At 69.5% G+C, this 24301-nt stretch carries 26 protein-coding genes; 7 read left to right on the top strand and 19 right to left on the bottom strand.

Annotation, left to right across the window (positions count from 1 at the left end; translation table 11 throughout):
* The first annotated feature begins 521 nt into the window (after positions 1–521).
* Both ACZ5GH_RS11355 and ACZ5GH_RS11360 read left to right on the top strand, forming a co-directional pair.
* Positions 522–977, top strand: coding sequence for a glycine-rich domain-containing protein (locus ACZ5GH_RS11355; protein ID WP_464334159.1), 456 nt, complete (start codon positions 522–524; stop codon positions 975–977).
* Positions 978–1084: 107 nt separating this feature from the next.
* Positions 1085–1795, top strand: a complete 711-nt coding sequence (locus tag ACZ5GH_RS11360; protein WP_464334160.1) for a class I SAM-dependent methyltransferase — start codon at positions 1085–1087, stop codon at positions 1793–1795.
* A gap of 10 nt (positions 1796–1805) precedes the next feature.
* Here the strand turns inward: ACZ5GH_RS11360 and ACZ5GH_RS11365 are convergent, their stop codons facing one another.
* The 8 genes from ACZ5GH_RS11365 to ACZ5GH_RS11400 form a co-directional block, all read right to left on the bottom strand.
* Positions 1806–2606, bottom strand: coding sequence for a hypothetical protein (locus tag ACZ5GH_RS11365; RefSeq protein ID WP_464334161.1), 801 nt, complete (start codon positions 2604–2606; stop codon positions 1806–1808).
* A complete protein-coding gene (locus ACZ5GH_RS11370; RefSeq protein ID WP_464334162.1) occupies positions 2603–2932 on the bottom strand; it encodes a hypothetical protein in 330 nt (109 codons plus the stop codon). The genes ACZ5GH_RS11365 and ACZ5GH_RS11370 overlap by 4 nt, the downstream gene beginning before the upstream one ends.
* Positions 2933–3012: 80 nt before the next feature.
* On the bottom strand, positions 3013–3246 hold the full coding sequence (locus ACZ5GH_RS11375) for a hypothetical protein (protein ID WP_464334163.1): 234 nt from the start codon (positions 3244–3246) through the stop codon (positions 3013–3015).
* On the bottom strand, positions 3246–4301 hold the full coding sequence (locus ACZ5GH_RS11380; protein WP_464334164.1) for a major capsid protein: 1056 nt from the start codon (positions 4299–4301) through the stop codon (positions 3246–3248). The genes ACZ5GH_RS11375 and ACZ5GH_RS11380 overlap by 1 nt, the downstream gene beginning before the upstream one ends.
* Before the next feature lie 12 nt (positions 4302–4313).
* Positions 4314–4733 (bottom strand): head decoration protein, encoded by a 420-nt coding sequence (locus ACZ5GH_RS11385; protein WP_464334165.1) that lies wholly within the window; start codon positions 4731–4733, stop codon positions 4314–4316.
* Between the two features lie 132 nt (positions 4734–4865).
* Complete coding sequence (locus tag ACZ5GH_RS11390; RefSeq protein WP_464334166.1) at positions 4866–5489, bottom strand: hypothetical protein; 624 nt, start codon at positions 5487–5489, stop codon at positions 4866–4868.
* 91 nt (positions 5490–5580) lie between these two features.
* A complete protein-coding gene (locus ACZ5GH_RS11395; protein ID WP_464334167.1) occupies positions 5581–5892 on the bottom strand; it encodes a helix-turn-helix domain-containing protein in 312 nt (103 codons plus the stop codon).
* Between the two features lie 307 nt (positions 5893–6199).
* A complete protein-coding gene (locus tag ACZ5GH_RS11400; protein ID WP_464334168.1) occupies positions 6200–8047 on the bottom strand; it encodes a hypothetical protein in 1848 nt (615 codons plus the stop codon).
* A gap of 393 nt (positions 8048–8440) precedes the next feature.
* On the opposite strand from ACZ5GH_RS11400, the gene ACZ5GH_RS11405 reads away from it, so the two are divergent.
* Entirely contained in the window at positions 8441–9079 is a 639-nt protein-coding gene (locus tag ACZ5GH_RS11405) for a transglycosylase family protein (RefSeq protein WP_464334169.1), read from the top strand.
* Between the two features lie 321 nt (positions 9080–9400).
* Here ACZ5GH_RS11405 and ACZ5GH_RS11410 read toward each other — a convergent pair whose 3' ends face one another.
* From ACZ5GH_RS11410 to ACZ5GH_RS11420, 3 genes are all read right to left on the bottom strand, one after another.
* Positions 9401–10936, bottom strand: a complete 1536-nt coding sequence (locus tag ACZ5GH_RS11410) for a terminase large subunit domain-containing protein (protein WP_464334170.1) — start codon at positions 10934–10936, stop codon at positions 9401–9403.
* Positions 10933–11484, bottom strand: coding sequence for a hypothetical protein (locus ACZ5GH_RS11415; protein ID WP_464334171.1), 552 nt, complete (start codon positions 11482–11484; stop codon positions 10933–10935). The genes ACZ5GH_RS11410 and ACZ5GH_RS11415 overlap by 4 nt, the downstream gene beginning before the upstream one ends.
* Positions 11485–11984: 500 nt before the next feature.
* Positions 11985–13195, bottom strand: a protein-coding gene (locus ACZ5GH_RS11420) for an IS3 family transposase (RefSeq protein ID WP_464334099.1) whose coding sequence is annotated in 2 segments (ribosomal slippage) — positions 11985–12901 and positions 12901–13195 — 1212 coding nt in all. Because the reading frame shifts where the segments join, the coding sequence is not laid out codon by codon here.
* Between the two features lie 939 nt (positions 13196–14134).
* Here ACZ5GH_RS11420 and ACZ5GH_RS11425 point away from each other — a divergent pair.
* Complete coding sequence (locus ACZ5GH_RS11425; protein WP_464334172.1) at positions 14135–14371, top strand: DUF397 domain-containing protein; 237 nt, start codon at positions 14135–14137, stop codon at positions 14369–14371.
* Positions 14372–14560: 189 nt separating this feature from the next.
* The gene (locus ACZ5GH_RS11430) at positions 14561–15415 is read left to right on the top strand and encodes a helix-turn-helix domain-containing protein (RefSeq protein WP_464334173.1); all 855 of its coding nucleotides are present in this window, start codon (positions 14561–14563) and stop codon (positions 15413–15415) included.
* Between the two features lie 12 nt (positions 15416–15427).
* Here the strand turns inward: ACZ5GH_RS11430 and ACZ5GH_RS11435 are convergent, their stop codons facing one another.
* From ACZ5GH_RS11435 to ACZ5GH_RS11465, 7 genes are all read right to left on the bottom strand, one after another.
* On the bottom strand, positions 15428–16249 hold the full coding sequence (locus ACZ5GH_RS11435; RefSeq protein WP_464334174.1) for an SAM-dependent methyltransferase: 822 nt from the start codon (positions 16247–16249) through the stop codon (positions 15428–15430).
* 771 nt (positions 16250–17020) lie between these two features.
* Complete coding sequence (locus tag ACZ5GH_RS11440; protein WP_464334175.1) at positions 17021–17293, bottom strand: hypothetical protein; 273 nt, start codon at positions 17291–17293, stop codon at positions 17021–17023.
* 305 nt (positions 17294–17598) lie between these two features.
* The gene (locus ACZ5GH_RS11445; RefSeq protein WP_464334176.1) at positions 17599–18030 is read right to left on the bottom strand and encodes a hypothetical protein; all 432 of its coding nucleotides are present in this window, start codon (positions 18028–18030) and stop codon (positions 17599–17601) included.
* Entirely contained in the window at positions 18005–18949 is a 945-nt protein-coding gene (locus ACZ5GH_RS11450) for a hypothetical protein (protein WP_464334177.1), read from the bottom strand. Before ACZ5GH_RS11450 ends, ACZ5GH_RS11445 begins: the two co-directional genes overlap by 26 nt.
* Before the next feature lie 35 nt (positions 18950–18984).
* Positions 18985–19179, bottom strand: a complete 195-nt coding sequence (locus tag ACZ5GH_RS11455) for a hypothetical protein (protein ID WP_464334178.1) — start codon at positions 19177–19179, stop codon at positions 18985–18987.
* Positions 19180–19742: 563 nt separating this feature from the next.
* Entirely contained in the window at positions 19743–20369 is a 627-nt protein-coding gene (locus ACZ5GH_RS11460; protein WP_464334179.1) for a hypothetical protein, read from the bottom strand.
* A gap of 189 nt (positions 20370–20558) precedes the next feature.
* Positions 20559–20987 (bottom strand): Ser-Thr-rich GPI-anchored membrane family protein, encoded by a 429-nt coding sequence (locus tag ACZ5GH_RS11465; RefSeq protein WP_464334180.1) that lies wholly within the window; start codon positions 20985–20987, stop codon positions 20559–20561.
* A 305-nt stretch (positions 20988–21292) separates the two neighbouring features.
* Between ACZ5GH_RS11465 and ACZ5GH_RS11470 the strand changes: the two genes are divergently transcribed.
* Both ACZ5GH_RS11470 and ACZ5GH_RS11475 read left to right on the top strand, forming a co-directional pair.
* On the top strand, positions 21293–21811 hold the full coding sequence (locus ACZ5GH_RS11470) for a hypothetical protein (protein ID WP_464334181.1): 519 nt from the start codon (positions 21293–21295) through the stop codon (positions 21809–21811).
* An 801-nt stretch (positions 21812–22612) separates the two neighbouring features.
* Positions 22613–23164 carry an RICIN domain-containing protein gene (locus ACZ5GH_RS11475; RefSeq protein WP_464334182.1) on the top strand — a complete coding sequence of 184 codons (552 nt, stop codon included), beginning with the start codon at positions 22613–22615 and terminating at the stop codon, positions 23162–23164.
* Between the two features lie 403 nt (positions 23165–23567).
* Here ACZ5GH_RS11475 and ACZ5GH_RS11480 read toward each other — a convergent pair whose 3' ends face one another.
* Entirely contained in the window at positions 23568–24014 is a 447-nt protein-coding gene (locus ACZ5GH_RS11480; protein ID WP_464334183.1) for a hypothetical protein, read from the bottom strand.
* Positions 24015–24301: the final 287 nt, after the last annotated feature.

Genomic DNA, 24301 nt, shown 5'->3' on the forward strand with positions numbered 1-24301 from the left:
CACCATCCGTACGGGCACCCTGAACACGCCCTCGTGATCCGGGATTCGGCCGGTTCGCCGGCACTCCTCGACCGTGCCGTCATCGGCCGTCCAACCTTGGATCACGAGGTCCGAGTTCTCCTCGTCGACCCACACCGTCGGCGACTCGCCGTCCGGGCTGTCCGGGTCCTTCGCAATGAACCGTAGCCGCATGACCTTCCCCATCGCCGAGAGGTTGCGAGAAGTTGTGCCGGTCGCCATCGTCTCCCGCCGACGGTCGGCCTGTCAGGTACATCGACATCCTGTGGGCCTTTGGACCGTACGGCGGGCAGGAGGCGGTGACAAGGTGGCGAAGCGGTCTCCCCTGCGAACGGGTCAGCAGGCCCCGCTCGTGCCTCGTAGCCGCGGTGACCTTCCCGGTGATCCACAGTGCGCAACTTCTCGCAACCTCGTTGAGCCACACACTGGTTGACTCGTAATTTCGGAAAGCCGCCGGGCAGCGCCCGACGCCACCAGGTACCCCAACAGCAGTTGGAGGAAGCATGGTAACCGCAGTTGCACTCGCCGCCCCGATCCTCGGCCCGCTCCGGAACGTGCGCGACCACGTCCCCACCGATCTGTGGGACAAGCAGATCGGTCTCCTGATGCGCGACTACCCGTACGACTCGGTCATGGCCGCCCGCGTCCTCGGACAGGGCTACGCCTACTTGCTGACCGCGATGGCCCACCGCGGCGAGCAGCTGAGCCTCGGCCCCAGCTCGCTGGTCGACATCGGCGTCCACACGATCATCCTGGACACCGTCGCCTACGCCGAACTCTGCCGGGCCCACAACGACGGCCAGTTCCTGCACCACGTGCCGGCCGTCGAGTTCAAGAACGACGGCACCGTCCTGCGCACCGCCCAGCTCATCGCCGCCGATGGCTGGGACGTGGACTTGCCGCTGTGGGCGGACTCCGCGAAGTGCAGCCCCTGTCACCCGGGCAACGACTCGCACTGACAGGAGGATTGCGGTGGGCCCGGCCGGGCCGGGCCCACCATGACGCGGTCGGGTGGTCTTCGGTCAAATTCCTGCGGCCGGACGCACCGGGTACCAGGATGACCTGGGTGAAGACCACCTCCCCCGCCCAAGGCACAGCGCCAGACCTGTGGCACCACTACGGCCGCACCCGCGCCAGCACCGACCGGTCCGTCCCCGGTTCCTTCTCCTGGGTCTGGGCTCAGGACGGAGGTCCGGGGGCCGAGGCACTGGGTGACCTCACCGGCCTCGTCGTGGCCGACCTCGGCGCGGGCGCCGCGCGGCACGCCGCTCACCTCGCCACCCACCATTGCCCGGCCCGGGTCGACGCCATCGACGCCTCCCCCGCCCAGTACGCCATGGCCCGTGACCTCTACGGTCACCTCGCGCCCCGCCTGCGCCCGGTGCTTGCCGACGTGGCCACGCACCTGGACGGGCGCCAGCTCGAGTACGACGTCGTCTACTCCGTGTTCGGCGCCGCCGACTTCACCGACCCCCGCCTGCTGCTGCCGGCGGCGGCCCGCGCACTGCGCCCCGGCGGGCTGTTCGCCGCCTCCACCCTGGGGCACTACCTCAGTGGAGCTCCCGCCGAGCCGGACGCGGTGCACGCCGACATCCCGGCCCTCGCACCAGACGGCACTCCAACGACGATGCGTCGCTGGGTCCTCCAGGAGCACGTCTGGACAAAGCTCTTGTACGACGCCGGGTTCACCGCGATCAGCATCGATCGGATTCCTCCTGCGGCTGCTGGTGCCCGCTCGGCCGACACGCTGCTCATCCTTGCCCACCGCCAGCCGTGAGCGCCGCGTGTCACTGATCGGTTGTGAGCCAGAATCGGCGGCTGCACCGCGGGTGGGAAATCGGCCATTCTGCGGCGTCCTCGATGGTGCGCGGGGTCTGCGTGGCCTTGTCCGGGTCGGCGTGGCTGGTCCAGCCGCAGTCGTATCCGTCGAGGACGTGGATGTGCTGGATGCCGTACTCACGGGCGGCGTTGAGGGTGCCGGCGTTGTAGGCGACGGCGGAGCGGGTGAGGACGGCGGCTTCGGCCCAGGCACGGACGGGCATGCGGGTACCGTTTCGGTAGACGATGCGGTCGAGGCGGTAGGCCGCGGCGAGCCGGTCGGCGAGGGCCCTGGCGGCGGCCGCAGCTCCGGCGCGGTCGACGGCGAGGAGCGGCAGGTCGTGGCGGGCGGCGGCCCGGGCGGACCGGTAGAAGGCACCCGCCGTCCGGACGGCCTCCTGCGAGCGGTACAGCAGTTCGCCGTAAGTGTCGGCGCTCAGTGCCCGCACGGCGTCCTGGTGGGCCGGTGTCCACGTGAAGGTGCGGCCGAGGCTCGCGGCGGCGTCCCGGGCGGCCTGTTCGTAGAGGCGTGCGACTTCGCGGTGCGCGTAGTCGCGGACCACGTCGTCCACCGCGTGGCGGAACGTGCGGATCGCGTCAGCGAATTCGGCGAGGGCAGCGGCCGGTCGGGCGGTGCGCCGGCCTTGGGCGAGCACGGCGAGGACGGTGGCCTGGGCGGCTGCGAGGTGCTGCCAGGCGAGGTCGAGCGCGCCCGCGGCATCTGCCGTACCGTCTGGGTCCTCGTCGGAGGTGTCGGTGGCGTGGTTCATCGGGTGCGGTGGGCGGGGACGAGGGTGCTGGTGTCGAGGTGGGGGGTGGTGTCGTCGCCTGGCGCGGCTTCGTCCGGTCCCAGGGTGGTCTGGAGCAATGCGAGTTGGCGTTCGATGCCGGTCAGGTTGGCCGTGCGGTCCACGGTGACCACACCGTCCACGACAAGACGCAGCGGGTCGGCCAACAGGGTGGCGCGGCGTTCGGCCAGGACTTCGCTGGCGACGGCGCGGGCGGTACGGAGTCGCTGGTAGCGGGTGTTGAGGTCGTCGGTGGTGGTTGTGGGGCCGAGTTGGGCTCGGAGCCAGGCGAGGGTGGCGGGGTCCACGGGCGGGTCCGGTTCGTTGGTAGCGGCAGGACCGGCCCCCTGTGGTGTGAGCGGGGTGCCGGTCCTGCTGTGAGTGGCGGCTATTCGGTGTCGTCGGTTCGGGGCTTGCGGGCCCGGGCGGGCTTGGCCTCCGGCTCGTCCTCGTCGGTCTCCTCGTCCTGGTCGTCCTCCTCCTCGGTGGGCTGCCAGGCGTCGGGGTTGGCGATGAGGGTGGCCAGTTCCCGGGGCGGGATGTGGTCGGGCAGCAGGACGAGGTGGTCCCCGGTGCCGGGGTGGTCGAGGTGGACCGCGTAGGCCAGGCGTCGCTTGCCCATCACAGGACCTTGGCCACGATGTGGCAGTCCGGGGTGTGCAGGACCGGCATCGCGACGGCCGCGCCCTTGGTCCAGATCTGCACCGGGTCGTCCTGGACACCGCGGGTCAGGATGATGCCGGGGGCGTCTTCCTTCACGATCTCGGGGTTCGTTCCGCGGCTGAGGACCAAGGCTTCGGCGGTGATGCCGTACTGGGTCTGGCCCCACTTCGCGCGGTCCGGCGGCAGCATGATCCACCGGTCGTCGGGCAGGACCTTGGTGGCGGTGCCGTCGACGTTGACCTGCGCCTTGTACAGCGTGACCGGGGGCAGGCCGTAGTCGTTGCGGACCGCGTTGACCTCGGACACGGTCAGGGTCCGCGTCGGCGTGTTGGAGGGGTTGACGGAGCGGTAGTAGGCGGCCCGGTAGGCGTTGTTACGGGCGAGCGTGGTGAACGCCTTCTTGGAGGTGATGACCATCTCCGGCTCGGGGGCACCGAGGTCGTCCAGGTAGGACATCCAGCCGAGTTCGTCGGCGAGCGGGTCCGACGTCGGGTCCGACCAGGCCTTCGGTGCGACCGGCATGTTGCCGGCGGGCACGCCGAAGTCGATCTCGATGCTGAGGCCGTTCTCGGTGGCCGCGTCGAGGGTGAACCGGCCGTCGAGCAGCACGTCGCCGGCGGCGAGTTCGAGCCGGGATCGGATCGCTTCGATGTGCCGTTCGGCGTCGTCGAACAGCAGCTCCAGCAGCCGGTCCTGGTCAGCGCCGTGGGCCTGCTCCAGGAGGATCTGCTGCTGCTCGCCCACGATGAGCTTCTGGCCCAGAGCGGGGAGCAGACCTTCGCGGGTGGTCTCCCACGCGGTGCGGTCGGCGAACGCTACCGACGCGTCGTAGGCGCGGTACTTGGCGGTATTGACGCGTCGGCCGTTCTGCTTGATGCGCCACTTGATCTCGTTGGTGACCAGGGTCGGGAACACGGTGCTGGTCAGCAGGAAGTCGGCCGGGGCGGGGATGGCGCGGGCGAAGGTGGTGAGGTCGGCCGCAGACACACCCTTGACGAGGTCCTGAATCGTCATCGCTCAGGCCCCCTAGACCCACCGGATCAGGGCGCCGCCGGGCGAGGCCGTGATCTTGGTGGTGTCGATCCCGCCGGGGATCTTGGAGGCTCGCGCGACGCCGTGCCACAGCAGGGCGCACGGGATCTTCGGCTGGTTCGGCGTGAACAGGGCCTCGTCAAAGACCAGGCCGGCGAGGACCTGGCGGCCATCGGTGGCGGCCGGGTCGTACGGGCCGTACAGGCCGGACGCGGTGATCTTGCCGAGGGGCAGGCCGGACAGCAGGCGGCTGTAGGGCTGAGTGGAGTCGGTGGACGCGACGTAGTGGGTGTTGGCGACGAGCTTGGACGCGTCAATGGTGACGGTCTCGGTCTGGTCGGTGCCGTGGGTTGACGCGAGCCAGGGGCGTCCGGCGGTGTACGTCGCCGAGGTGGTGATCGGCTGGGTGGTCAAGGGGTGTGATCGCCTTTGTGGAGCTGGCGGTCACGCACTCACCGGCTGGTGGTGCCGTCCACGGTGCGGGTGGGGCGTGGTCCCCTGGTCCCGGTTCGCTGCCGGGTCAGATGATCGAGGGCGGCCGGGTCGTCAGGCCGTGAGGTAACCGCGGCGCTTGGCCATGTCCAGGCCGAAGGAGGCGATGGCGGGGGCCTGTCCGCGCGGTGGCGGCCCGCCAGCGGGCGAACCGCTGGGCGCGGGCGGCGCCGTGATCGGCGTGGCAGGGCCGAACAGCTCCGGCCGCCGGGTGGCGAGCGCGGTCGCGGCGTCGGCGACGGTCTGCTCATCGGCGTCGGCGGGCACGTCGAGGAGCCGGATGGCGTCGTCGAGGTTCTGGCCGCTCGCGCCGAGGCGGCTGAGGGAGGCGTGCCGTACGGCCTGGTTCAGGCGGTCGACGGCCTGCTGCTCTCGCTGGAGGGCGGCCTGTTCGCGCTGTGCGGCGGCCTGTTCGCGGCGCTCGATCTCGCTGAGGGCGGCCTGCTCGGCAGTGCGCTGCGCCTCGACCCAGGCCTGAAGGGAGGCGGCGTCGGTGAAGCCGAGGTCGGTGACGAGCCGCTTCACGCCGGCGCGGGAGCCCTGGTCTTTCTCGCGGCTCAGGAGCCGCGACAGGGTGTCCTGGGTGATGAGGGCGCTGCCCGCGTCGGTACTGGCCGGGGTCTGCACGGCGACCGGGTCTCCAGCGGGCGGGTTCGCCTGGGGCAGGGGGGCAGTCATCGGATTCCTCCGGCACAGCGCCCCCGCGCCAGTGACCAGTGTAACCAGGCCCGGTTCCGGGTCGGGTGGTGTGCGGCGGCCCGGTGTGGGTTCAGTTCTCGTCGGGCTCCGTGAACTCCTTGCCGTCGGAGTTGACGATCTTGGAGACCGCGGCCTGGCTGATCTCGGCGGCGGCCGCGAGGTCGTCTTGCGTCCAGCCGCCTTCAGCGTAGGCCGACCGGATGACCCGAGCCCTTTCCCGCCCGGCCCTCTCGCCGTCCTCCACCTTCAGCGTCAGGCCTGCGAGGTGCGCACGCGTCAGCATCCTGGCGGTCTCGGGGCTGCCGAGAGCCGCCCGGGCACGACGACTGCGCTCCTCCGGGCTGATCTGCTCGCGGTCGCCGGTGCTATCGCGATGGCTCATCGGCACTCCCCATGATCGATATAACGAGGTTATACAACCAAGTTATACCAGAGGGGCGGGGCCACTAACCCCGCCGTCTCCCCTGCGGGTTCCCCCACGGGAACCCATGACCGACAGGCCCGTGGGTTCCCGTCCGGGAACCCAGCAGGTTGCGTTCGGGGAACCTGCCGGGTTCCCCGAAGGGAACCCCTTCCTTCCTTCTTCCTTACCTACTTCCTTCCTTACCCCCCTTCCCCCCACGGCTGACGCCGCGGAGGGCCACTGGGAAGCCCCTGCCCCGACAGCCCCAAAGGGCCTGGGGTGCCTTCTACAGGCCTTGCGGGTCATCCGGAGTGATCTTCTGCCCAGGGGCGTCCGAAAGCGGAGCAGAGGGCACGTCAGGGCCTCCGCCGGGCAGTCCGAGGAAGTCCCTGACCACCCGGGTGTCGCCGGTCGCATCGGCGAGGCGCGTGGCCGCGTCGAACGCGCGGGCCTGGATTCGACGGATCTCGTCGGCGATGTCGCGCACAGGGAACCCGGCGTCGGACAGCATCCGCACGCACGTCTCCAAGCTGAGCAGCCCAGCCTCGTGGCCCCTGGCCGCGAGGTCCAGGGCCTCTGCCTTGTCGGTGGGCAGATGCGGCCCCCACACGATCTGAGCGGCCGGCAGCTCCCCCACGGGCCAGCCCACCCGACCTGCCTGGAACAGCCGCCCGGCCATCTTCAGCAGCAGCCCGTACTTGTGGGCGCGGGCGAGGCGCATCTCCCCCACCAGGGAGCCCAGCGGGCCAAGCGACAGCGACAGGGCGTAGCCCGAGGGCACCTCCGACGGCTTCACCACCCCGAGGCCGGAGGCGGTCAGCCTGCTGTTCGCGGCGACCCGGTCGAGAAGGTGGTCGGTGCGCTCGCGCAGCTCCCGCAGCTGCGCGGAGGTGTCGAGGGCACTCATCGACCCGCCTTCGTTGAGCGACCACACGGTGCCCGCCTCGACCTTCAGCGGCACCGGGGCTCCGGTGGTGCGGTCCTTCGGCAGCCGCACCCCCGACAGGGCGACGATCGGCGTGCCGGTCGTGCCCGAGGCAGCCGAGGAGTCCGTGTCCGTGGCCGCGAGTTCGTCGAGAGCCTGCATCACGCGGGAGATCACCGGCTGCCCCCAGTGCTCACCGACCTCGACGATGCTGTTCGTGATGTGCACGACCGGCACGAAGTCGATTTGTAGATCCAGTGCCTGGAGGACTTCGCCGTCGCGCCTCACCCGGTAGCGGGCCTTGTCTGCGGGCAGGTTGTAGACGGTGTGCGCGGCCTTGAGGTCTTCGAGCAGCCACTCCGCGTCGGTCAGGTAGCAGGTCGTGTACGACGACCGGTCCGGCGCCCACGGGTACGTCCGGGAGATGGCGCCCGTGGCCGCGTCCGCGCGGTCCCCCGGCAGCAGCGCCCTCTGCCCGTCCTGCCCCGTCGCCCACTCCCGGTGTGGTCCGCCCTTCTCGGGGACCACCGAGTGCGTCGCGCCGGCGATCGGCCCCAGTTCGTAGGTGATCCGCCGCAGGCTCGGCTTCCGGCCGGTGGCCGGGTCCTCGGGCAGCTCCCATGCGAAGTGCACCGTCGTGGGGAATTCGCCGCCGGCGGGCTCGTCGTCGGTCCACTCCGGGAAGTACCAGCCCGGGTCCATCGTGCGCAGTTGCGGCCGCCCGGCCGCCGCGTCCCAGGCCAGCGTGTAGATGCCGTCGCCGTAGCGCACCGCGGACCGCTCGCACTGCTGCATCCGCATCGGCAACAGCTCCCGCCGCGCCCACTCCCGCAGCCGGTCCTGCACCTCCCGGGCAACCGCGGCCTGCGGTCCCACCCCCGCGCCGTCGCCCTCAGCGCCCGGCACGACGATGGACTGCGACGGCCCCAGCAGGTAGCCGAGCGCGGCCGCGACCACCTTCGCCGGGTCGCCGAGTTCCCGCCGGTCGAGGCCCTTCTCGTCCCCGGCCGCGACCGCCAACTGTCCGGCCTGATTTTGGTCGTAGGCGGCCAGAACCTTGTACGCCTGGAGTCGGCGCAGATCCTCCAACGGCACCCAGCTGGATACGAGTTCGCCAAACGGTCCGATACCGCGCCGCAGCGGCTGAGACATGATCGGCTTGTAGTTCAGCCACGACCACGCATCGATGATCAACTCACGCAGGCCCACGGATGCTGCCCTCCCAGGCAACCAGGCCCCACGCCTCCCACCAGCCTAGACGCCGCGGTGATCAGCCGATCTGCGCGGCGGTCCGCATCGCTCGCCGCCCCAACACGAGGGACAGCGCATCGGGCCCGGCCGCTGAAGAGCGAGGACGGCGCGGGCGACGCCCGGTGCCCGGCGCACTGGTGATCGGACGTCCACTGCTGGAAGCTCGGAGGACAGTCATGGCGGGCGCCGGTGCGGTCCGGTGGCCGTACGCGCCACCCGGCGTTGGAGTGGCGTCCGGCCGCCGCCCGGGGGACGCATGGTTCTGGCGGCTGGGGACGGCGGGCCCGTGGGAACGGATGGGGCCCGGGCGCTTCGGCGCCTGTGCTCTTGTCCCCGAGCCGTGGAGCTTCCATGTCGTTCGTCCCCGCGACGCTGGGCCGCCTGTTCGTCGTCCTTCTTCCCCTGCTCGTCTTCGCCACGGTGTTCGGAGGACCGGGAGCGCCGCCCGCCGTCGGAGCAGCGACGGGGGCAAAGGCGGGGACCGACTGGGACGCCCTCGCCCGCTGCGAGAGCGGTGGACGGTGGGGCGTCAACACCGGCAACGGCTACTACGGGGGCCTGCAGTTCGACGTGGCGACCTGGCGTGCCAACGGCGGGCTCGCCTACGCGCCGCGCGCGGACCAGGCGACGAGGGAACAGCAGATCGCGGTGGCCGAGCACCTCGCCGAGCGGCGGGGCCTGGCGCCGTGGCCGGTGTGCGGCGCCCGGGCGGCCCGGGGCACCGACCGTCCCACCTCCCACCACGGTGCCGACGCGCGCGGCCACCGCCTTGCGCAGGCCCGCCCGCACGCCACCGTCCCGCACGCGACCGCCCCGCACGCGGACACCTCGGACACCTGGACGGTGGAGGAGGGGGACACCCTCAGCGGCATCGCCCAGGAACTCGGCTTCCCCGGCGGATGGCCCGCCCTCCACGACCTCAACCGCAACAGCGTCGGTGACGACCCCGACCTGCTCGTCCCCGGCCAGGTACTCGCCCTGAACTCCTGACCCCGGCCCTGGCTCCGGCCGACCACCGGCGCCCCCTGCCCGGCCCACCCACGGGGACCGCGAAACACTGCCGGACGCCGACGCCGCCGCCCGCACGTCCAGGGCAACCGAGCCTTCGCCCTGGCACACCGACGACATCAGGTGCGCCTCATGGGCTCCCCCAGGAAACCGCCCCACACGGAACCGTGTCACCGCTTCCGACGCTCTGCCCGCTTCGGCAGGCTAGCGCCTGGCCTGCGGGACGGATCGTCGTCACGGTCGCGATCCTTCGCTACGGGTGGGCCCTGGTGTAGCTCTAGAGCTACACCAGGGCGCAGCCGGTCACCGACGGCCAGCCAGCCGGTTGTCGTCCATGCCCTGCGCGAGCGCGTCGAGCTGCCCGGCGCCGGCCAGTTCCGTGAGGCCGTGCACGGCGGCGTCCATCCGGTCGGGGCTGTCCATCCCGGCGACCCATGTCACCATCTGGCTCTCCAGCTCCGGGTAGTGCCCGACGTGGTGCACCCGGGCCTGCTCGTACAGCTGCGCCACCGGCTCCGCACGCAGCCTCTTGCCGACCTTCGCGTTGACCTCGACGACCAGCGGCATCAGCTGGCCGCGGGTCTCGCCTTCGCGCGCGAGCTGGTCCCACGCCTGGGCGAGGATCTGGCGGGCCATGTTCCCTCCGTAGTTCGCCTCGACCACGATCGCGTCGGCGCGCAGCCGCAACGCGAGCCGGCAGGCGGTCAGGCCCCAGTCGTTCGCGCCGAGGCTGCCGGACTCGTCGGCGAGAACGTACAGGTGGTCCTGGTAGTCGAGGCCGACGCCGATGATGCCGGTCTCGTCGTTGACGGAGCTTTCTCCGCCGGACGGGTCGACCGCAACGACCACCCGGGCCAGTCCGATGCCCGAGAACTCGACGGCCGTGATCCGCGCGCTGTCGACCCATGCCCGCCGCCACACCCCGCCTTCAACTGGGCGTGGCTTCTGCTGGAACAGGCTCGCCCACACCCGCTCGCCGACGGCTCGGCGGATCCCGGCGAGCGCCTTCTTCCCGTACCGGGCAGGCCACAGCGGTTCGCCGACCTTCCGGCCGAGCGCGTCGCTGGGACTGTCCGCGATGGCGGGCAGGTCGATGATCGTCCAGTCGGATGCGGTCTCGCCCGCGAGGATCCGGCCCGCGAGATCATCTTCGTCCCAGCGCGTCTGGATGACGATCACGCTGCCGCCCGGCTCGACGCGGGTCAGGAGAACGGCCTGCCACCATTCCCACAACCGACGTCGCATGGTGGGCGATTGGGCGTCTGCGGCGTCCTTGATCGGATCGTCGATGATCGCCAGGTTCGCGCCCTTGCCGGTCAGGCCACCGCCCACACCCGCCGCGAACAGACCGCCCTCCCGGCCCGCGAGGTCGAACCTGTTCGCGGCCTTGCTGCCCGGGTGCAGGGTGACGCCGAGCTGCTCGCCCCAGGTGGTGATCGCGTCCCTGATCCACCGGCCGTGGTCATCCGCGAGATCGGACGAATACGACGCGATCATGACTCGGTGGTCCGGCCGCTGGAGCAGGTACCACAACGGCGCCCACCTGGCGGCCCTCCTGCTCTTGCCATGCCGCGGCGGCATCGTCAGCAGCAGGCGAATCGTTTCTCCTGCGGCGATGCGCCGGAACGCATCGTCGATCAGGTCCAGGTGCGCGGCCTGCATCTCCCGGCCGTCGGTGAGGAGCGCGGCGAGGGAGCCCGGCGAATGGCGCAGCGCGAGGTCACGCTCCACCGCCGCGAGCCTGGTGCGCAGCGCCGGCGACGCCTGCTCGGCGATAGCCCGGCGGCGCTCAGCGGGAAGGAGACGGTACTGCTCGACCAGGCCGTCAGCCCCGGTCACTCCTCACCCCGGGCAGCAGTCGGGTCGGTCAAGGCGATCAGCGCGGCCAGCTCATCGCCGGTGGTGTCCGCCGCGACTTCGATCGGGCCGCCGTCGTGCCCGCTGATCTCGGTGCGCGCCGGCTGATCCAGGCCGAGCAGGCGAGCCCGGCGTTCCATGATCCGTAGCGCCCGGTCGATGGCCTGAAGTTCGCCGTCGCGCACCGCCCGCCGGTAGGCGACGAGGTACAGCCGGTCGAGGCGGGCGTCCTCCAGCGCACGCAGCGCCTCGACATCGGCCTGCGCGGCGGCGAGTCGGTGACCAAGGGCCTCCGTCACGTCCCGGTTGGCAGAGCGCACCAGCGTCTCGTCGTCCGGACCGGGGCGGCCCTTGGAGTACAGCTCGTAGCCGTACCCGAACGGATAGGCGACCCTGTCGGCGTTGATGGCCGGATCCGCGGCGAGCTTCCGGCCGACAGTCAGGGGGTCGGCGCCGGCGAGACGCAGCTCGACGGCATCAGCCCGCCGCTGGGCAATCGCGGCGCGCTGGGCCCGGGTGGGGCGGGGCATGGGCGCAGTTCCTCCGTGGTGCGCCCCCGCGCCACCACCCATGATCCACCACGTCTGAGGGTGCCCCAGAGTGCACCTCCGTGGCCGGCCACGGGCCGGGCGAGTCAAGACAGCTCCGCCTCCCTGGCGGAGACCAACACCCCTCGGGGAACGACGTGCACCACGTCCGCGAATCGCTGTACTCCAACGCGAGCGTGACGAAGCTGGCCGTACCGGTCATCGGCACCCTTCTAGATCTTCTGCGCCAGGTCCTGGCGCAGAAGCGGAAGCGGTCCGATGCCGCACGCAAGACCGCCAGCCGGGACCGACGTACCCGTCCCGGCGGATCGGCGAACTGCACCGGGCCGCTGCGCGCCGGCGCAGCGGCCCGACTACGCACCGGCTGGCAGCCGAGGTCCGGATCGTGGCGCAGGGCCCAGCGGTCCCCCGCGCCGAAGGGCCGCAGCGTAAGCCGCCGCCGTCCCGGCAACGGGCCCTGACCCCGGATGTTGGACACGGGGTTATGCGGCTTGGGCGAGTGTAGTTGATGTTGTGCTGAGGGCGGTCTCGTAGGCGATCGGGCTGCGGTATCCGAGGCTGCTGTGGCGGCGGACTGTGTTGTAGCGGTGGAGCCAGCGGAAGAGCTCCAGGCGGGCCTCGCGCTCGCTTGACCAGCTCTTTCGGCCTTGGAGGGTCTCGCGTTTCGCCGTCGCGTTGAAGCTCTCCGCGAGCGCGTTGTCAGCGCTGGACCCGACCGCGCTCATCGACTGCCGGACGCCGGCCCGGCGGCAGGCCTCGGCGAAGACCCTGCTGCTGTACTGGGAGCCGTGATCGGTGTGCATCACCGCCCCGTGCAGGCTGCCGCGGGTCCGCTCGGCCGCGGCCAGGGCGTCGATGACCAGCTCGGCGCGCATGTGGTCGGCGATTGCCCAGCCGGCCAGCCGGCGCGAGCACAGGTCGATCACGGTCGCGAGATAGCAGAACTTGCCGCCGCCGACCGGCAGATACGTGATGTCGCCGACGTACTTCCGGTTGGGCTGCTCGGCGGTGAAGTCGCGGCCGACCAGGTCCGGGGCCTTCGCCGCGGCGGGGTCCGCGATGGTGGTGCGGTGCTTGCGCCGCAGCCGCAGCCCGGCGATCTGGGCGGCGTTCATCAGCCGGGCGACCTTCTTGTGGTTCACGACGTCGCCCTGGTCGCGGAGCTCGGCCGTGACGCGCGGGACGCCGTAGGTGCCGTCCGAGGCGGCGTGGACCGCGCGTATCCGCGCGGTGACCTCGGCGTCCGCGGCCTGCCGGGCGGCGCGGTCGGGGGCGGTGGTCTGCCAGTAGTAGAAGCTGGACCGGGCGATGCCCAGGACCTGGCACAACCGCTTGACGCCGTAGCGGCGCTGGTGGTCGGCAACGAACTGGCAGCGGTTCACCAGCGCGTCTCCCCTGCGAAATACCGGGCGGCCTTGCGCAGGATGTCGCGCTCCTCCTCCAGCTCGCGGATCCTCTTGCGCGCGGCCGCCAGCTCGGCCTGCACCGCGTCAGCGGCCGGAACCGCCGCGAGAGCCCCGGCCGCCGAGTGCGAGGCGGGACGGCGTCCGTCGGCGGTCCGAATCCAGTTGCGCAGGGTCTCGGTGTTCACCCCGAGGTCCTCGGCGACCGACTTGATCGTCGCCCCCGGCCGGGACCGGTACAACGCGACCGCGTCCACCTTGAACTGCGGCGGGTAGTGCTTCATCACCATCTGTGCAGGACTCCTGTCCACCCGGACCATCAAGATCCAAGTGTCTCTGGTGTCCAACATCCGGGGTCAGGGCCCAACCGCCGGTCATAGCAGTACCCACCTCGCCAGCGGCCCGGCACCATCCCAGTGCCGGGCCGCTGCACTCTCGCCACCAAGACCCCGCGCATCGCGGTCGGCCACTCTGACTGCCCGGCCCGCCCGCGCACCGCGTTGAGCACGGGCGAACCGATCAGGCGATGAACGCCCGGGAAGCGGGCATTCGGACGGTTCAACGAGGCCTCGTGGTTGAAGGTGCGGCGAGACCTCGGCACGTCCCTCCACAGCACGCCCCCTGTGTCACCACCCCGCGCCATTGCCGTCCGCGCGTGGCCCCTGACGCGGCAGCGCGAAGACCGGCACCGTGGAGGCTGCAGAGAGCGGCGCCCCGCCTTCGAGCCCACGCGGCGCGCTCGCTAGCCTGGGCCCGGTGCCTGCCGGTACCGCGAGACGCACATCTTGAGGGCCATCACCGGCAGGCACCTGTTGGACCGCAGTGCAGCGAGCCGGGTAGCGGCCAGCTGCACTGCCAGGTCGTTCACCGTGATGGTCGGGTCGTCCCGGCGGTTCTGTCCGGGGCGTCGACGCACCGGCCGACGTCTGCCACCGCGGACTCACCTTCCTCACGGCTTCGCCTCCCTTCCACACGGGCCAGGCCACCCGTGCCGCCGTGACCAGCTCCCGCCGCCCCCCTGTCCCTCCATCGCCTCAGCGGTGATATCACCACACTATTTTGCTCACCCGTTTGGCGGGTCCGGCGTTCGAATTCCAGTGACTACGCTTCATTCTCTCGCTTAGGAAATTTCCTGCGGGAAATTTCCTAACGCACTCACCTGCACCGCTGGGCTCCGGTCATATTTTCTTTGGATCCCGGCTAATCGAACATGAGAGGGGATGGTCGCAATGACGGACTACTGGAACGGCATGCCGGCCGGTTCGATCGACGCGGTCTGGATCAAGAGCAGCGCAAGCAATGCGAACGGCCAGTGCGTGGAGCTGGCACTGACCGAGGACGGGGAGATTGCTGTTCGGAACTCACGCGATGCTCGGGGGCCCGCCCTGCTGTTCACGTGCGGCGAGTGGGAGGCGCTACTGGCAGGGGCGAAGGGCGGGGAATTTGATCACCTGATTACCGCCTAGTATTCAGGAGGAAAAGCCATCGACAAGCGCGTGGGCCCCGGGTTATGAGACGATGGGAACGTTTACTTTCCGGTCTCTCTCAACACTGGGGCCCGCGTGTCCGTTTTTGACGCTTCTGACGCATTCAAGCGGTATGTTCCGGCTGACCGTCCGGAGGCCGACCCGGGGCAGAACTCCACCGTAGCGGCCGTGCTGGTCAGTGCCACATTCCGCTCGCTACGGCTGGCCCGAGGTCTACAGCAGAACCACGTCGCCGCCGGCAGCAAGATGTCAGCTTCGAAGCTCTGCAAACTCGAGCGCGGGACCGCCCTGCCGCAGCCCCAGGACGCGGAGATCCTCGCCGACTTCTTCAAACTGCTTCCCGCCGAGAGGGCGTGGCTCGTGCTACTCGCCAAGCAAGCCCATCAGCCGCCGGCCTGGCAGAGGGCAGGCCTCGTCGTGCGACCCTTCATGGAACAGCTGGTCGGGCTGGAGCCCGCGGCCGACAGGCTGTGGACGTTCGAGCCGATGTTCATCTCCGGACTCCTGCAGACCGAGGCCTACATGAGGGCCGTCATGTCCAGCAGTCACCCTCCGCTCGACCCCGACGAGATTGAACGGCGAGTCAACCTCCGTCTCTACCGGCAGGAGAAGCTCTTCGCCAACCTTCCCGAGTGCATCTTCCTCTTCGACGAGAGCATGCTGCTCCGCCGCATCGGCAGTCGCCAGACGATGGTCGAGCAGCTGGACCGTCTCATCGACGCTGCCGAGGACCCCCGGCTCCAGATCCGAGTTCTCCCGCTGGACGGCAAGCAGATCGTGACTGATCTGACTTCCATGACACGGCTCGAGTTCGGAAAAGAAGCGACGGGACTACCCTCCATGCTCTATCTGGAGGTTGGCGAGAGCAGCAAGTACTTCATCAAGGGAGCCGAGCCGGAGGAGAAGGGCACGCCATCATTCGAACGCTACAGCACCACTATGACGCTGCTGTTGGGGGAAGCCGCGGGCCGCGACGAGAGCCTGGAGATGATGAAGAGGGCCCGGCAGCGGTTTGTCCGCTGACAGGCCCCGTCCTCATCTGATTCGGGCCACACCTCCGAACTCCAGCCACTCATGGGTCAGTTGAGGTCGACGCTGACGGAGTTCGTTATCTGGCCGCCAGTGGGTCACGTCCACTAGGTACGGTTCGAGGACGGTCAGACCGTCGAAGTACCGCCGCACGTCACACTTCTCCCGGACTCGGCCCCAGTGGTCGTCGGTGCTCTGCTTCATCAGCTTGGTGACTTCGTCCCGGACCATCTTGTCGTCGCTCACAAGCTGGCAGATGACCATGTAGCTGCCGGGGGCCAAGTGGTCCCGCATGCGCCGGATCATCTCCTCGGGCTTCTCACTGTCTTTCAGGCAGTGGATCACCGAAACGTAGAGGGCGGCGACGGGCCGACTGAAGTCGATGAAGCCGCCACGGGAGGCCTGTTCGATAATCCGCTCGGTGTCGGTCATGCTGGCCTCGATGAAGCGCGTGCCGCTGTTCACGTCCAGCGAGGTGCGGCCATGTGCGATCACGATCGGGTCGATGTCTATGTAGGCGACCCGGGCGTCCTCCGGGTGGATGTCCTGCGCGGTCTGGTGCACGTTGGGCCTGGTCGGCAGGCCGGAACCGTGGTCGATAAACTGGGTAATCCCGCGTTCACGGGCAAGGAACCGCACGACGCGCTCCAGGAACCACCTGTTGTTCAAGGCCAGTTCGCGACTGCTGGGAGCGATCTCCAGGAGGTCCTGGCAGGCCTTTCGGTCCGCCTCGAAGTTCAGCTCTCCGCCCAGTAGCCAGTCGTACATGCGTGCTGCACTCGGGATTGAGGTGTTAATGGCATGCGCATGCCCATCCTCTGTACCCACGGCGCCCCTTCCGTGGTCGGACAACCCAGGGGGTCCCCTGAGGAGTTGGGGCCCAATCGTAGGCAGTTGCAAGGGCCCACGCCATGCGGCCAACCGGGTGATCGAAGCACCCGGTAGCGCGCCCTAGCGAACAGGGGGCGGATTCGCGCAGGTCGCGCGCCACCCTACGCATCGAGACATCTCCGCTGCGGCGTTAGAATTTTAACGCTGCCCTCGGGACTGCGTATTACGCACGAGCAAGCATGCGAAGTGCCGCACGCAGCTCGACCTCGACGACACCCTCGCTGACCCCCATAAGGTGAGCGGCGTCCGGAAGTTGGAACCCCAGCCGGTAGCGCAGAAGGAGCACATCGGCGGCGGGTGCAGGCAGCACGGTGTGCAGCCAATCGCCGGCGCGTCGGCCCGGCATGCTGCGGCGCCCAACCGCCTCTCGCAGCAGAGACCAGCACTCGGCCGTCGGCTCAGGGCTGGCAAGCAGTGACTCCCAGTCGGCCTCGACATAGCCAAGAGTCCACGCCACCGCTTCTGCGCCAAGCTTGGCGTCGTCCAGGCGAGCCCGCGCGTACCTGCTGTATCTCGTCCCGAACAGCTGCACGAAACCCTCAAAGCCGCTGCGCGCCCGAGAGCTTGGCGGCCGGCCTCCGGCCGCCAGCGGGCAGCCCGACGATCTGGTCCATGGATACGTCCGCAATGTCTCCGCCTTGCCGCTCCTCACCCCGTCCGCGAAAGCGGGGCGGCCCTCCTCATCAGAGAAGAACCGCCCCTCGGAAGTCAGACCACCCTCACCCGCCGGACCCGGACCACCACCTCGCCGGTGCACCGCAACAGGCACAGGAGCAGGGCCACCCGGGAGGCGGCGACCGGGCCGTCACCCAGAACAACCCAGGCGAGGAGCGGCACTGCGAGCACGCCGCTTAAACGTGCGACGACATCGATTACCCCGATCGAGCGCAGGCCGCGGCCGGGAGGGAAATTGCTGGTAGCTTGAGAGGAGGCGGAGTGCGGCAGAATACGCTGCCAGTCTCCGCGGAATCGTTCGAGCATGCCTGATCTCGTCATTCTTGATCGGTTTCGCTTGGAGCCCGGGCACGGCGGGGCAACCGCGCCCGGGGCCATGCCGGTTGACCGGCATGGCCATCAACCTACCGGCAGTTCCGGGCCGAACGGCGCTTGAGGCCAGACCCCGCAATTTCCGCTTGCGGGGCCACTTTTACTCGAACTGATGGTCGCTCAAGCAGTTGGGGACGGCGGCATCTACCAGCCTCCACACATCCGTCACGCTCGAATTCGCACAGCCTCGCCCGCCCGACGGTCGACTCAGGGTGCCCTGCCGCACGTGCGGCAGGGCGTCAGAGCGCGGGCGGCTGGTCGGCGTCGGGCATCCCGAGGATGCGGGCGGCGGTAGAGCCATCGCGGTCGTTGTACTTCAGTCCGAGGTAGAGCAGCACGGGGACGTCGAGGGTCCAGGTGCGGTTCGGGTTGATCTTGCCGTCGATCACCACGGTGTACGTGTTCCGGCTCTGTCCGTTGACCTTCTCAATAAGCTCGGCGATGTAGGTGTCGCTGGTGCGCGGGCCCAGCGAGGTGATCTCGCCGACCCGGCCGCTCCCGCGCTGTGACGGCGGGTAGAACAGGACTCGTGCGCAGGCATATGGGTCGGCCTGCTCAAGTCCTTGCTGAGCCAGAACCTCCTGCCGGGCGGCTTGGATGGTTTCGGCGTTCGTGCGGCCGCCGGAGACGGTCGTGTCCGTGCTATCACCGTTCTCCTTCGTGCCGGCCACCGGGCCGGTGGCCTTCGGCGTCGAGGAGCATCGTCGCCTCCTGGACGTGACGCAGGGCCTCCTCGGCCCGGGTCTCAGCAGCGTCCCGCTCGGCCTCGCTCTCGGCCAGTGCTTTGCCCGCGGCCTCGGCGTGCTTGAGCGCGGCGTCCAGGGACACCCAGGCGCGTTCGACCCGGCCGGAGGCTTCGTTCCGCTCCACGGCCAGGTGCTGCACCTGGCGTTCCAGCCGGTCGCGGTCGCGCACCGCCACCTCGTGGGCGTGCCGGGCGGCGGCGAGTGCGGCTTCGGCCTGCTCCCGCCGACGCTTCGCCTCCCGCTCCCGACGAGCCCGTCCTTCTTGCCGGGCGGCTGTCTGACCCGAACCATGTTCACGCTCACCGGCAGCTACCGATCTCGGCGACCTGCTCCGCGCCTCCCTACCCGGCGGCCCGGCCGCAGACTCGGCGGGTACGCCCGGGAGCACGGACGGCTCCTCCAGAGCGGCAGCCAGGCAACCGCCAGCCAGCGCCTCGGCCGCGTCCGCGTCTGCGAGCGCAGCCCGCAGACTCTGTTCCACCTCCCGAAGCTGCGCCTCCGAAAGGCGGACTCCCGAAGCACTGGCCGCGTCGGAGGCCCTCGCGGTGAGCGCGGCGACCAGCCGGTGCCGACGGGTGGACAGCTCCCGCAGGTCCGTCCCGGCCAGCCGGGCCTGCGCCCTCCGCAGGGCCTCGCCCAGCTCCAACACCTCGCCGACCTCGCCGCGGTCATCCCGGACGAGCCGGTTAAGCGCGTACGCGGCCACCGTGGGCCGGTGCAGTGCCTTGATCCGGGCAGCGAGCTGCCGGTCGCCGCTCCGCCGGGCCTCGGTCACCGCCGCATCCCGAGCCACAGTGAACTCGGAGGGCGGCAGGCCGTACAGCGTGGCTGCAGCCTCGGCCACGCCCTTCTCCTGGGCAGAGTCGGGTGGTGTCCCGCTCATGAGGAGCGCAGCGCCCGTTCGCAGTCGAGGCAGCGCCGGTCGGCTAGCGCCGCCGGGTACCAGGGCTCCCTCGGACGCGTCGGCCGGTAGTGGGCATGCTCCATCGGGCCGGTGTCCAGGCCGCACAACGTCGCCGGCTGCGGGTCCTCCGGGACCTCGGGGTCGGCACCAGCGGCGTGCACGGTCAGCACCTACGGCTCCACATCCGGCCCCAGCGCCTCATCCGGATCCATCTCGAACAGGACGACGATCGATCCCATGAAGCCGAGCATCAACCACCCCGATGCGGGCCACCGCCGGGCGTAGGCCGTCCGGGCGCCGGTGTCAGGAGTCCGTGGTGCAGGTCGGCGGAGAGCCACGGACCAACCCCAGGTCAGCAGCTCGGCCACACCGGCGACGCCCCGGCCTCCTGACGGCCGCCGACCCGGCGAACAGCCGCGCGTCAGCCAACCCCGACCAGCGGCCTCGGCCGTGGGAGGGCGCTGTGCCGCCGCCAGCGGCCACCTCGAAGAGGTCACTGTTCCCAGCGCCTAGTCTCGGCCCGAGCCCCAACGCGTACGGGCCGGGCTGGAGGTCCGGCGGAACCAGCCACACGAACCGGCCGTAGGCGCCGTCGACGGTGTCGTTGATGGTTTGCGTGGTGAACAGCACGGTCTCGTCGCCTGCGAATCGGGTCAGCACCTGGTGGGATGAACGAGAGCTAAGGCCGAGCCGGGGACCGGGGACGGCCGGTCCTGGCCGGTCGTCCCCGGGCCTATACGGCCGTCTGGGCCTGCCTCAGCCAGTCGGCCGCGGGGGTCCACGGGCCCTGGGGTATGGCCACCAGGTTGTCCAGGGCGCCGAACGCGTGGGCGTCGGCGTCTGCAGGGGCGAAGACCCGGGACAGGAGGCCGATGGACAGGTCCCGGCTGCGGGGGCGGACCCGTTGCTCCAGCAGCCGGTACTCCTGAACCTCGGCGACTTGCAGGTCGCCGCCGCGGTGACCGGTGATCAAGTGCGGGCACACCTGGATCGCGTAGGAGGCACAGGAACAGTGAAGGGGAGCTTCGATGACGAATCCCGGGCCGTCGCCTTCCGGCGCTCCCGCCACGAACACCACCCGGAAGCGGTACTTGATGCGAAGCCCGCACAGCTGGCACCGCCGCTCGTTCATGCAAGCGCGCTGACGCTGCGGACACACCTGCCCGAGCAGAGGCCGGCCACAGCCGGGCACGCAGGTGCAGACCAGGGTGGGGCCGGTGCCGGCGACGATGCGGAGCGTCCGGGTGCCGCTCTCCCACAGAGTCGCCCATCCCACGGGGTACCCGCGCGGGTCCCGTGGCAGAGCCTTCACCTCGGCGGGCATCGGGACCTGGCGCCAACCCGTCGACGTCGTCGTCATGGGCACCATCCTCGCATCGTGCACCGCCCGCATCGCCGGGCTCCAGGAACTGGTAGCACCGTGACCGGGACGGTCCGCCAGCTTCACGGTACGGTCTTCGTGCCTCAACTACCCAGCGCCTCGAACGCGCTGGTGGGGCGGGCCGCTCACCCCACCCACCCCGCCGCCTGACGGACACACCTCCTGGCCTCAGCCGACGACGGCCAACGGCCTCGGGCGCGGGAGCGACAGCGCGTCGCCGCTGCTCACCACCTCGAACATTCCGCTGGTTCCGGCGCCCGGTCTCGGCCCAAGCCCAAGCGCGTACCGACCGGGCTGCAGGTCCGACGGCACCAGCCACACAAACTGGCCTGAGGTGCCATCGACGGCGGCGCTGATGGTCTGGACAGCGAACAGTGCGACCTCGTCACCCACGAACAGGGTCAGCACGCGATGGTTGTCCGCTCCACCATCCCAGGTCACCAGGTAGGGCTGCCCCGCCCAGACGATCTCACCCGGTGTCGGACCGGTGAAGGCTGGCCGACAGGCCGAACGCTCCGGAAGGCGACTGGTCAGACCCACCGCCGCCAACGCCACAATCCCAAGACGCAACAGGCCACCAGGTATCACGGCATTCATACCGCCATTGAACGACACGACCCCACGCCGCGCAGGCGGAAGTCCAGGAAACGCCGCCCCCGACTGTGCGACCTGACCGCAAGCTGCCGAGCAACAGACACCGGACAGAAGACATTTCGCGGTTTCGGTGGTGCCCGCGCATCCGGTGCGGGATCGTCAATCCTGCGCCACCGCACGGGCGCACCGGGCAAGCGGATCACTGGAGGGGTGCCATGCGTTGGGAAACGTGGACAACGGAGGAGTTCGGGGCCTCACACGAAGGCTCTGTCGGGGTACTCCTACCTGACGGCACCGTTCCCAAGCCCGTGTACATCCAGACGACGGAACGCGGGGCCGGGGAGACCACCTCGCAGTGGTACGTCTACGACGGCGGTGACCACCTCACGTACAAGGCCCCGCGGGCGGACAAGCTGCGCGGCGTGTGCTCCTGCGGCTGGACAGGCCCCTCGTACCAACTCGACTGGGACCAGATCGGCGAGGAAAGCCTCCACGAGGCAGCCGGAGAACAGGCAGCCGCATGCGAGCAGGACTGGGACGGGCACGCCGCCGAGGTCGACAAGTCCGCTATCGCCCTACCGGACGATATCGCCGAACTCGTAAGCCTCCTCGGGGAAAAGCTCGAAACCCTGGGGCAGACCTCCCCCCTGGCGGCGCTAAGGGCCGCCCGCCAACTGGAGGTGACCGCTGAACGGACCGCCTACTGGCCCGCTCACGACGTCCGTCGCGACATCGGCCTGGAGCAGGCCGCCGCCGCCCTCGGCCTGAACGAAGACGGAGCCCGTAGCCTGCTGGGCCGCTTCGGCCGCTGGAGCCCGTACAGCTGAGGACCCGGTCATCCCCACCAGAGCCCAGGCATCGCGAGCACGGGTGGTACCTGCCGAACGACGACTAGACGGTCTGGTCCAGCACATGGTCGCCAGGGTGTGGGCGACGCCCAGGACCGCCCACACGGCGCCGAAGGTCGCGAGCAGGATCATGTGGCGGTTCACCTCAAGGGGTTCTTCTCTCTCAGTCCGGCCAGGCGATCGGCCCAGCCTGCGGAAATGCAGGTAGGGGGCCAGCACCGGAGTGCTGGCCCCCTACCCGTGGGAAGTTGCTGCGGGCTTCCAGCTCCTTGCTGGGCTCGCCGTTGCCGGCCGCCACACAGCGTCGGCCTGTTCGAACGCGGGTACTGCGGCTTCGAGTTCATCGTGCTCCTGACCCCATGGCCCAAATATGCATCCCATACATGGGCGGTCCAAGCGCGATCTCACAAGCATGCGGCAGGACCCACATTGGCTCGCTGCCGGGCGAGTGCGACCTTGCACATCCTCTGCGCTTCGACTGGCGGCTACCGGCCATGCGTACACGAGATATCGGCCATTCCACAGGCAAACGCCACCCACCTCTCCCCTTGAGTGGCAGCATGCTTGGTGTCCCCGCACATCTGGCCGAGTGCCGATTCCGGCAATTCGATTCGGGACAGAGGCGGAGCACGGCACGCACCGGCCGGGCAGTGGTAGATCATCAGATCCACCGCCTGTATCACCCTGGGACAGATTTCCATTTGTCGCCCGCTTGGCCACTTCCAAGCAGGACGTCGCGCGAAAGAACCATCCCTCAAATTACAGCGTCAGGGGACTGCCATGAACGCCAAGGCCAAAATCGTAAACGCGATCCACCTTGCCCGAGTAGGCGCAGTCGGGATCTCGATCGTTCTCAGTCTCACGGTCACGGACTCGGCGGTCGCCAAGAGTCCCGAACGGGTCATCGCCGCTGGCACAGCCGATTCTCCTGGCGCCCTCGAAGGCAGCGTGCTGGAGGACCGCAGGGACAGCTACATGAACAAATTCACATCCCGGTGCATGGATAGCAGCATTAACGGACTCCAGGCCCTGGAGTGCAACTGGCTGGAATGGCAGAGCTGGATACGAACCCCCGCCCACGGCTCGTACATTCTAAAGAATCGCAGCACTGGACTATGCCTGGACGACAGCGACCAATATCACCTTCGCGCTATTCCATGCAATGCAACGCCCTTTCAGCTGTGGAACATATACGATCGGGCCGACGGAGCAGTCCAGATCACCAACGAGGAGACGGGCAACTGCCTGGACGACAGCTTCGAATTCGGGATTCGCGCTATTGGCTGTAACGGCATGGGTTTCCAACGCTGGTGGCCCCGATATGGGGCATAGAACTCGCGGCATAGCGGCGTGACCGAGAGGCCGAAGTCGGCCGCAACTCCAAACTGCCCTCGCCCTCGGGGACCGCGGTCTCCGAGGGCGACTGGAGGCCAGCCGGCTCAGCGGCCTGGTCGGCGACCGAGGGGTTCCCCGGTCGTTCGGCCGACGGGACCCTGGACCATTGGGGTCTACTCGATCCCGTCGAGTCGAAGTCGATGTGGTCGCCAGGGTGTGGGCGACGCCCAGGACCGCCCACGCGGCGCCGAAGGTCGCGAGCAGGATCATGTAGTGGTTCCCGTCAAGGGGTTCTTCCCTTTCAGTTCGGCCGGGCGATCGGCGCGGCCGCGGAATGCGGAAGGGGGCCAGCACCGGGGTGCTGGCCCCCTTCCTGTGGGGAGTTGCTGCGGGCTTCTCGCTACTTGCTGGGCTTGCCGTTGTCGCCCTTCTTCGACTTCTCTGGCTTCTTCTTGGGCTTCTTCGGCTTCGGGACACCGTCCCGCTTGTCGAGTTCGAGGAGCCGCGCCCAACCGTCGCGGAGCGCCTGTCCCGGGGGTTCTTGATCCCCGAAGAGCAGGTCGCGGGTCTGGAACCGGGCGTCCTTCGTGAGGAGGTCCAACACCTCCGGGGGAAGGGGGATCTTCCTCGACTCGCGTGGCCGGGCGAGGGTGCGGCTGATGGTGCTCTGGTCGAGGTTGAGCAGTGGTGCGGCAGCGGTCTGGCCTACCAGGTTGACAACGCCTCTCATCGCGTCCGTACGGTCGGAGGCGGCGGAGTCGAGGAGTGCCTTGATCGCCTGCCACACGGCGTCGGCCTGTTCGAACGTGGCTACTGCGGCTTCGAGTTCATCGTGTTCCTGGCTCATGATCCTAATTATGTATCCCATACATGAGCTCCCAAGTGCGAGGCTCAGTCCTGTGGCTGAGCTACGGGGCGTCCATCGCGAGGCCAGCGGGCGGCCCACCCGATCACACCCAGGAAGGCCGCACGCCTGTAGCACGCGACGCATCGGCAGCGCGGGAATATCACCGAGATCCCATCGGCCGGGCGACGCTCACGCTACTTGATCGCATACTCGACGCCGGCCCGGAAACAAGGTCCACGGACTCAGCGGGCTCGGTCGCCTCCGGGGCCGTCCCCACGGCAGAACAG

Source organism: Kitasatospora sp. Xyl93 (assembly GCF_055383135.1).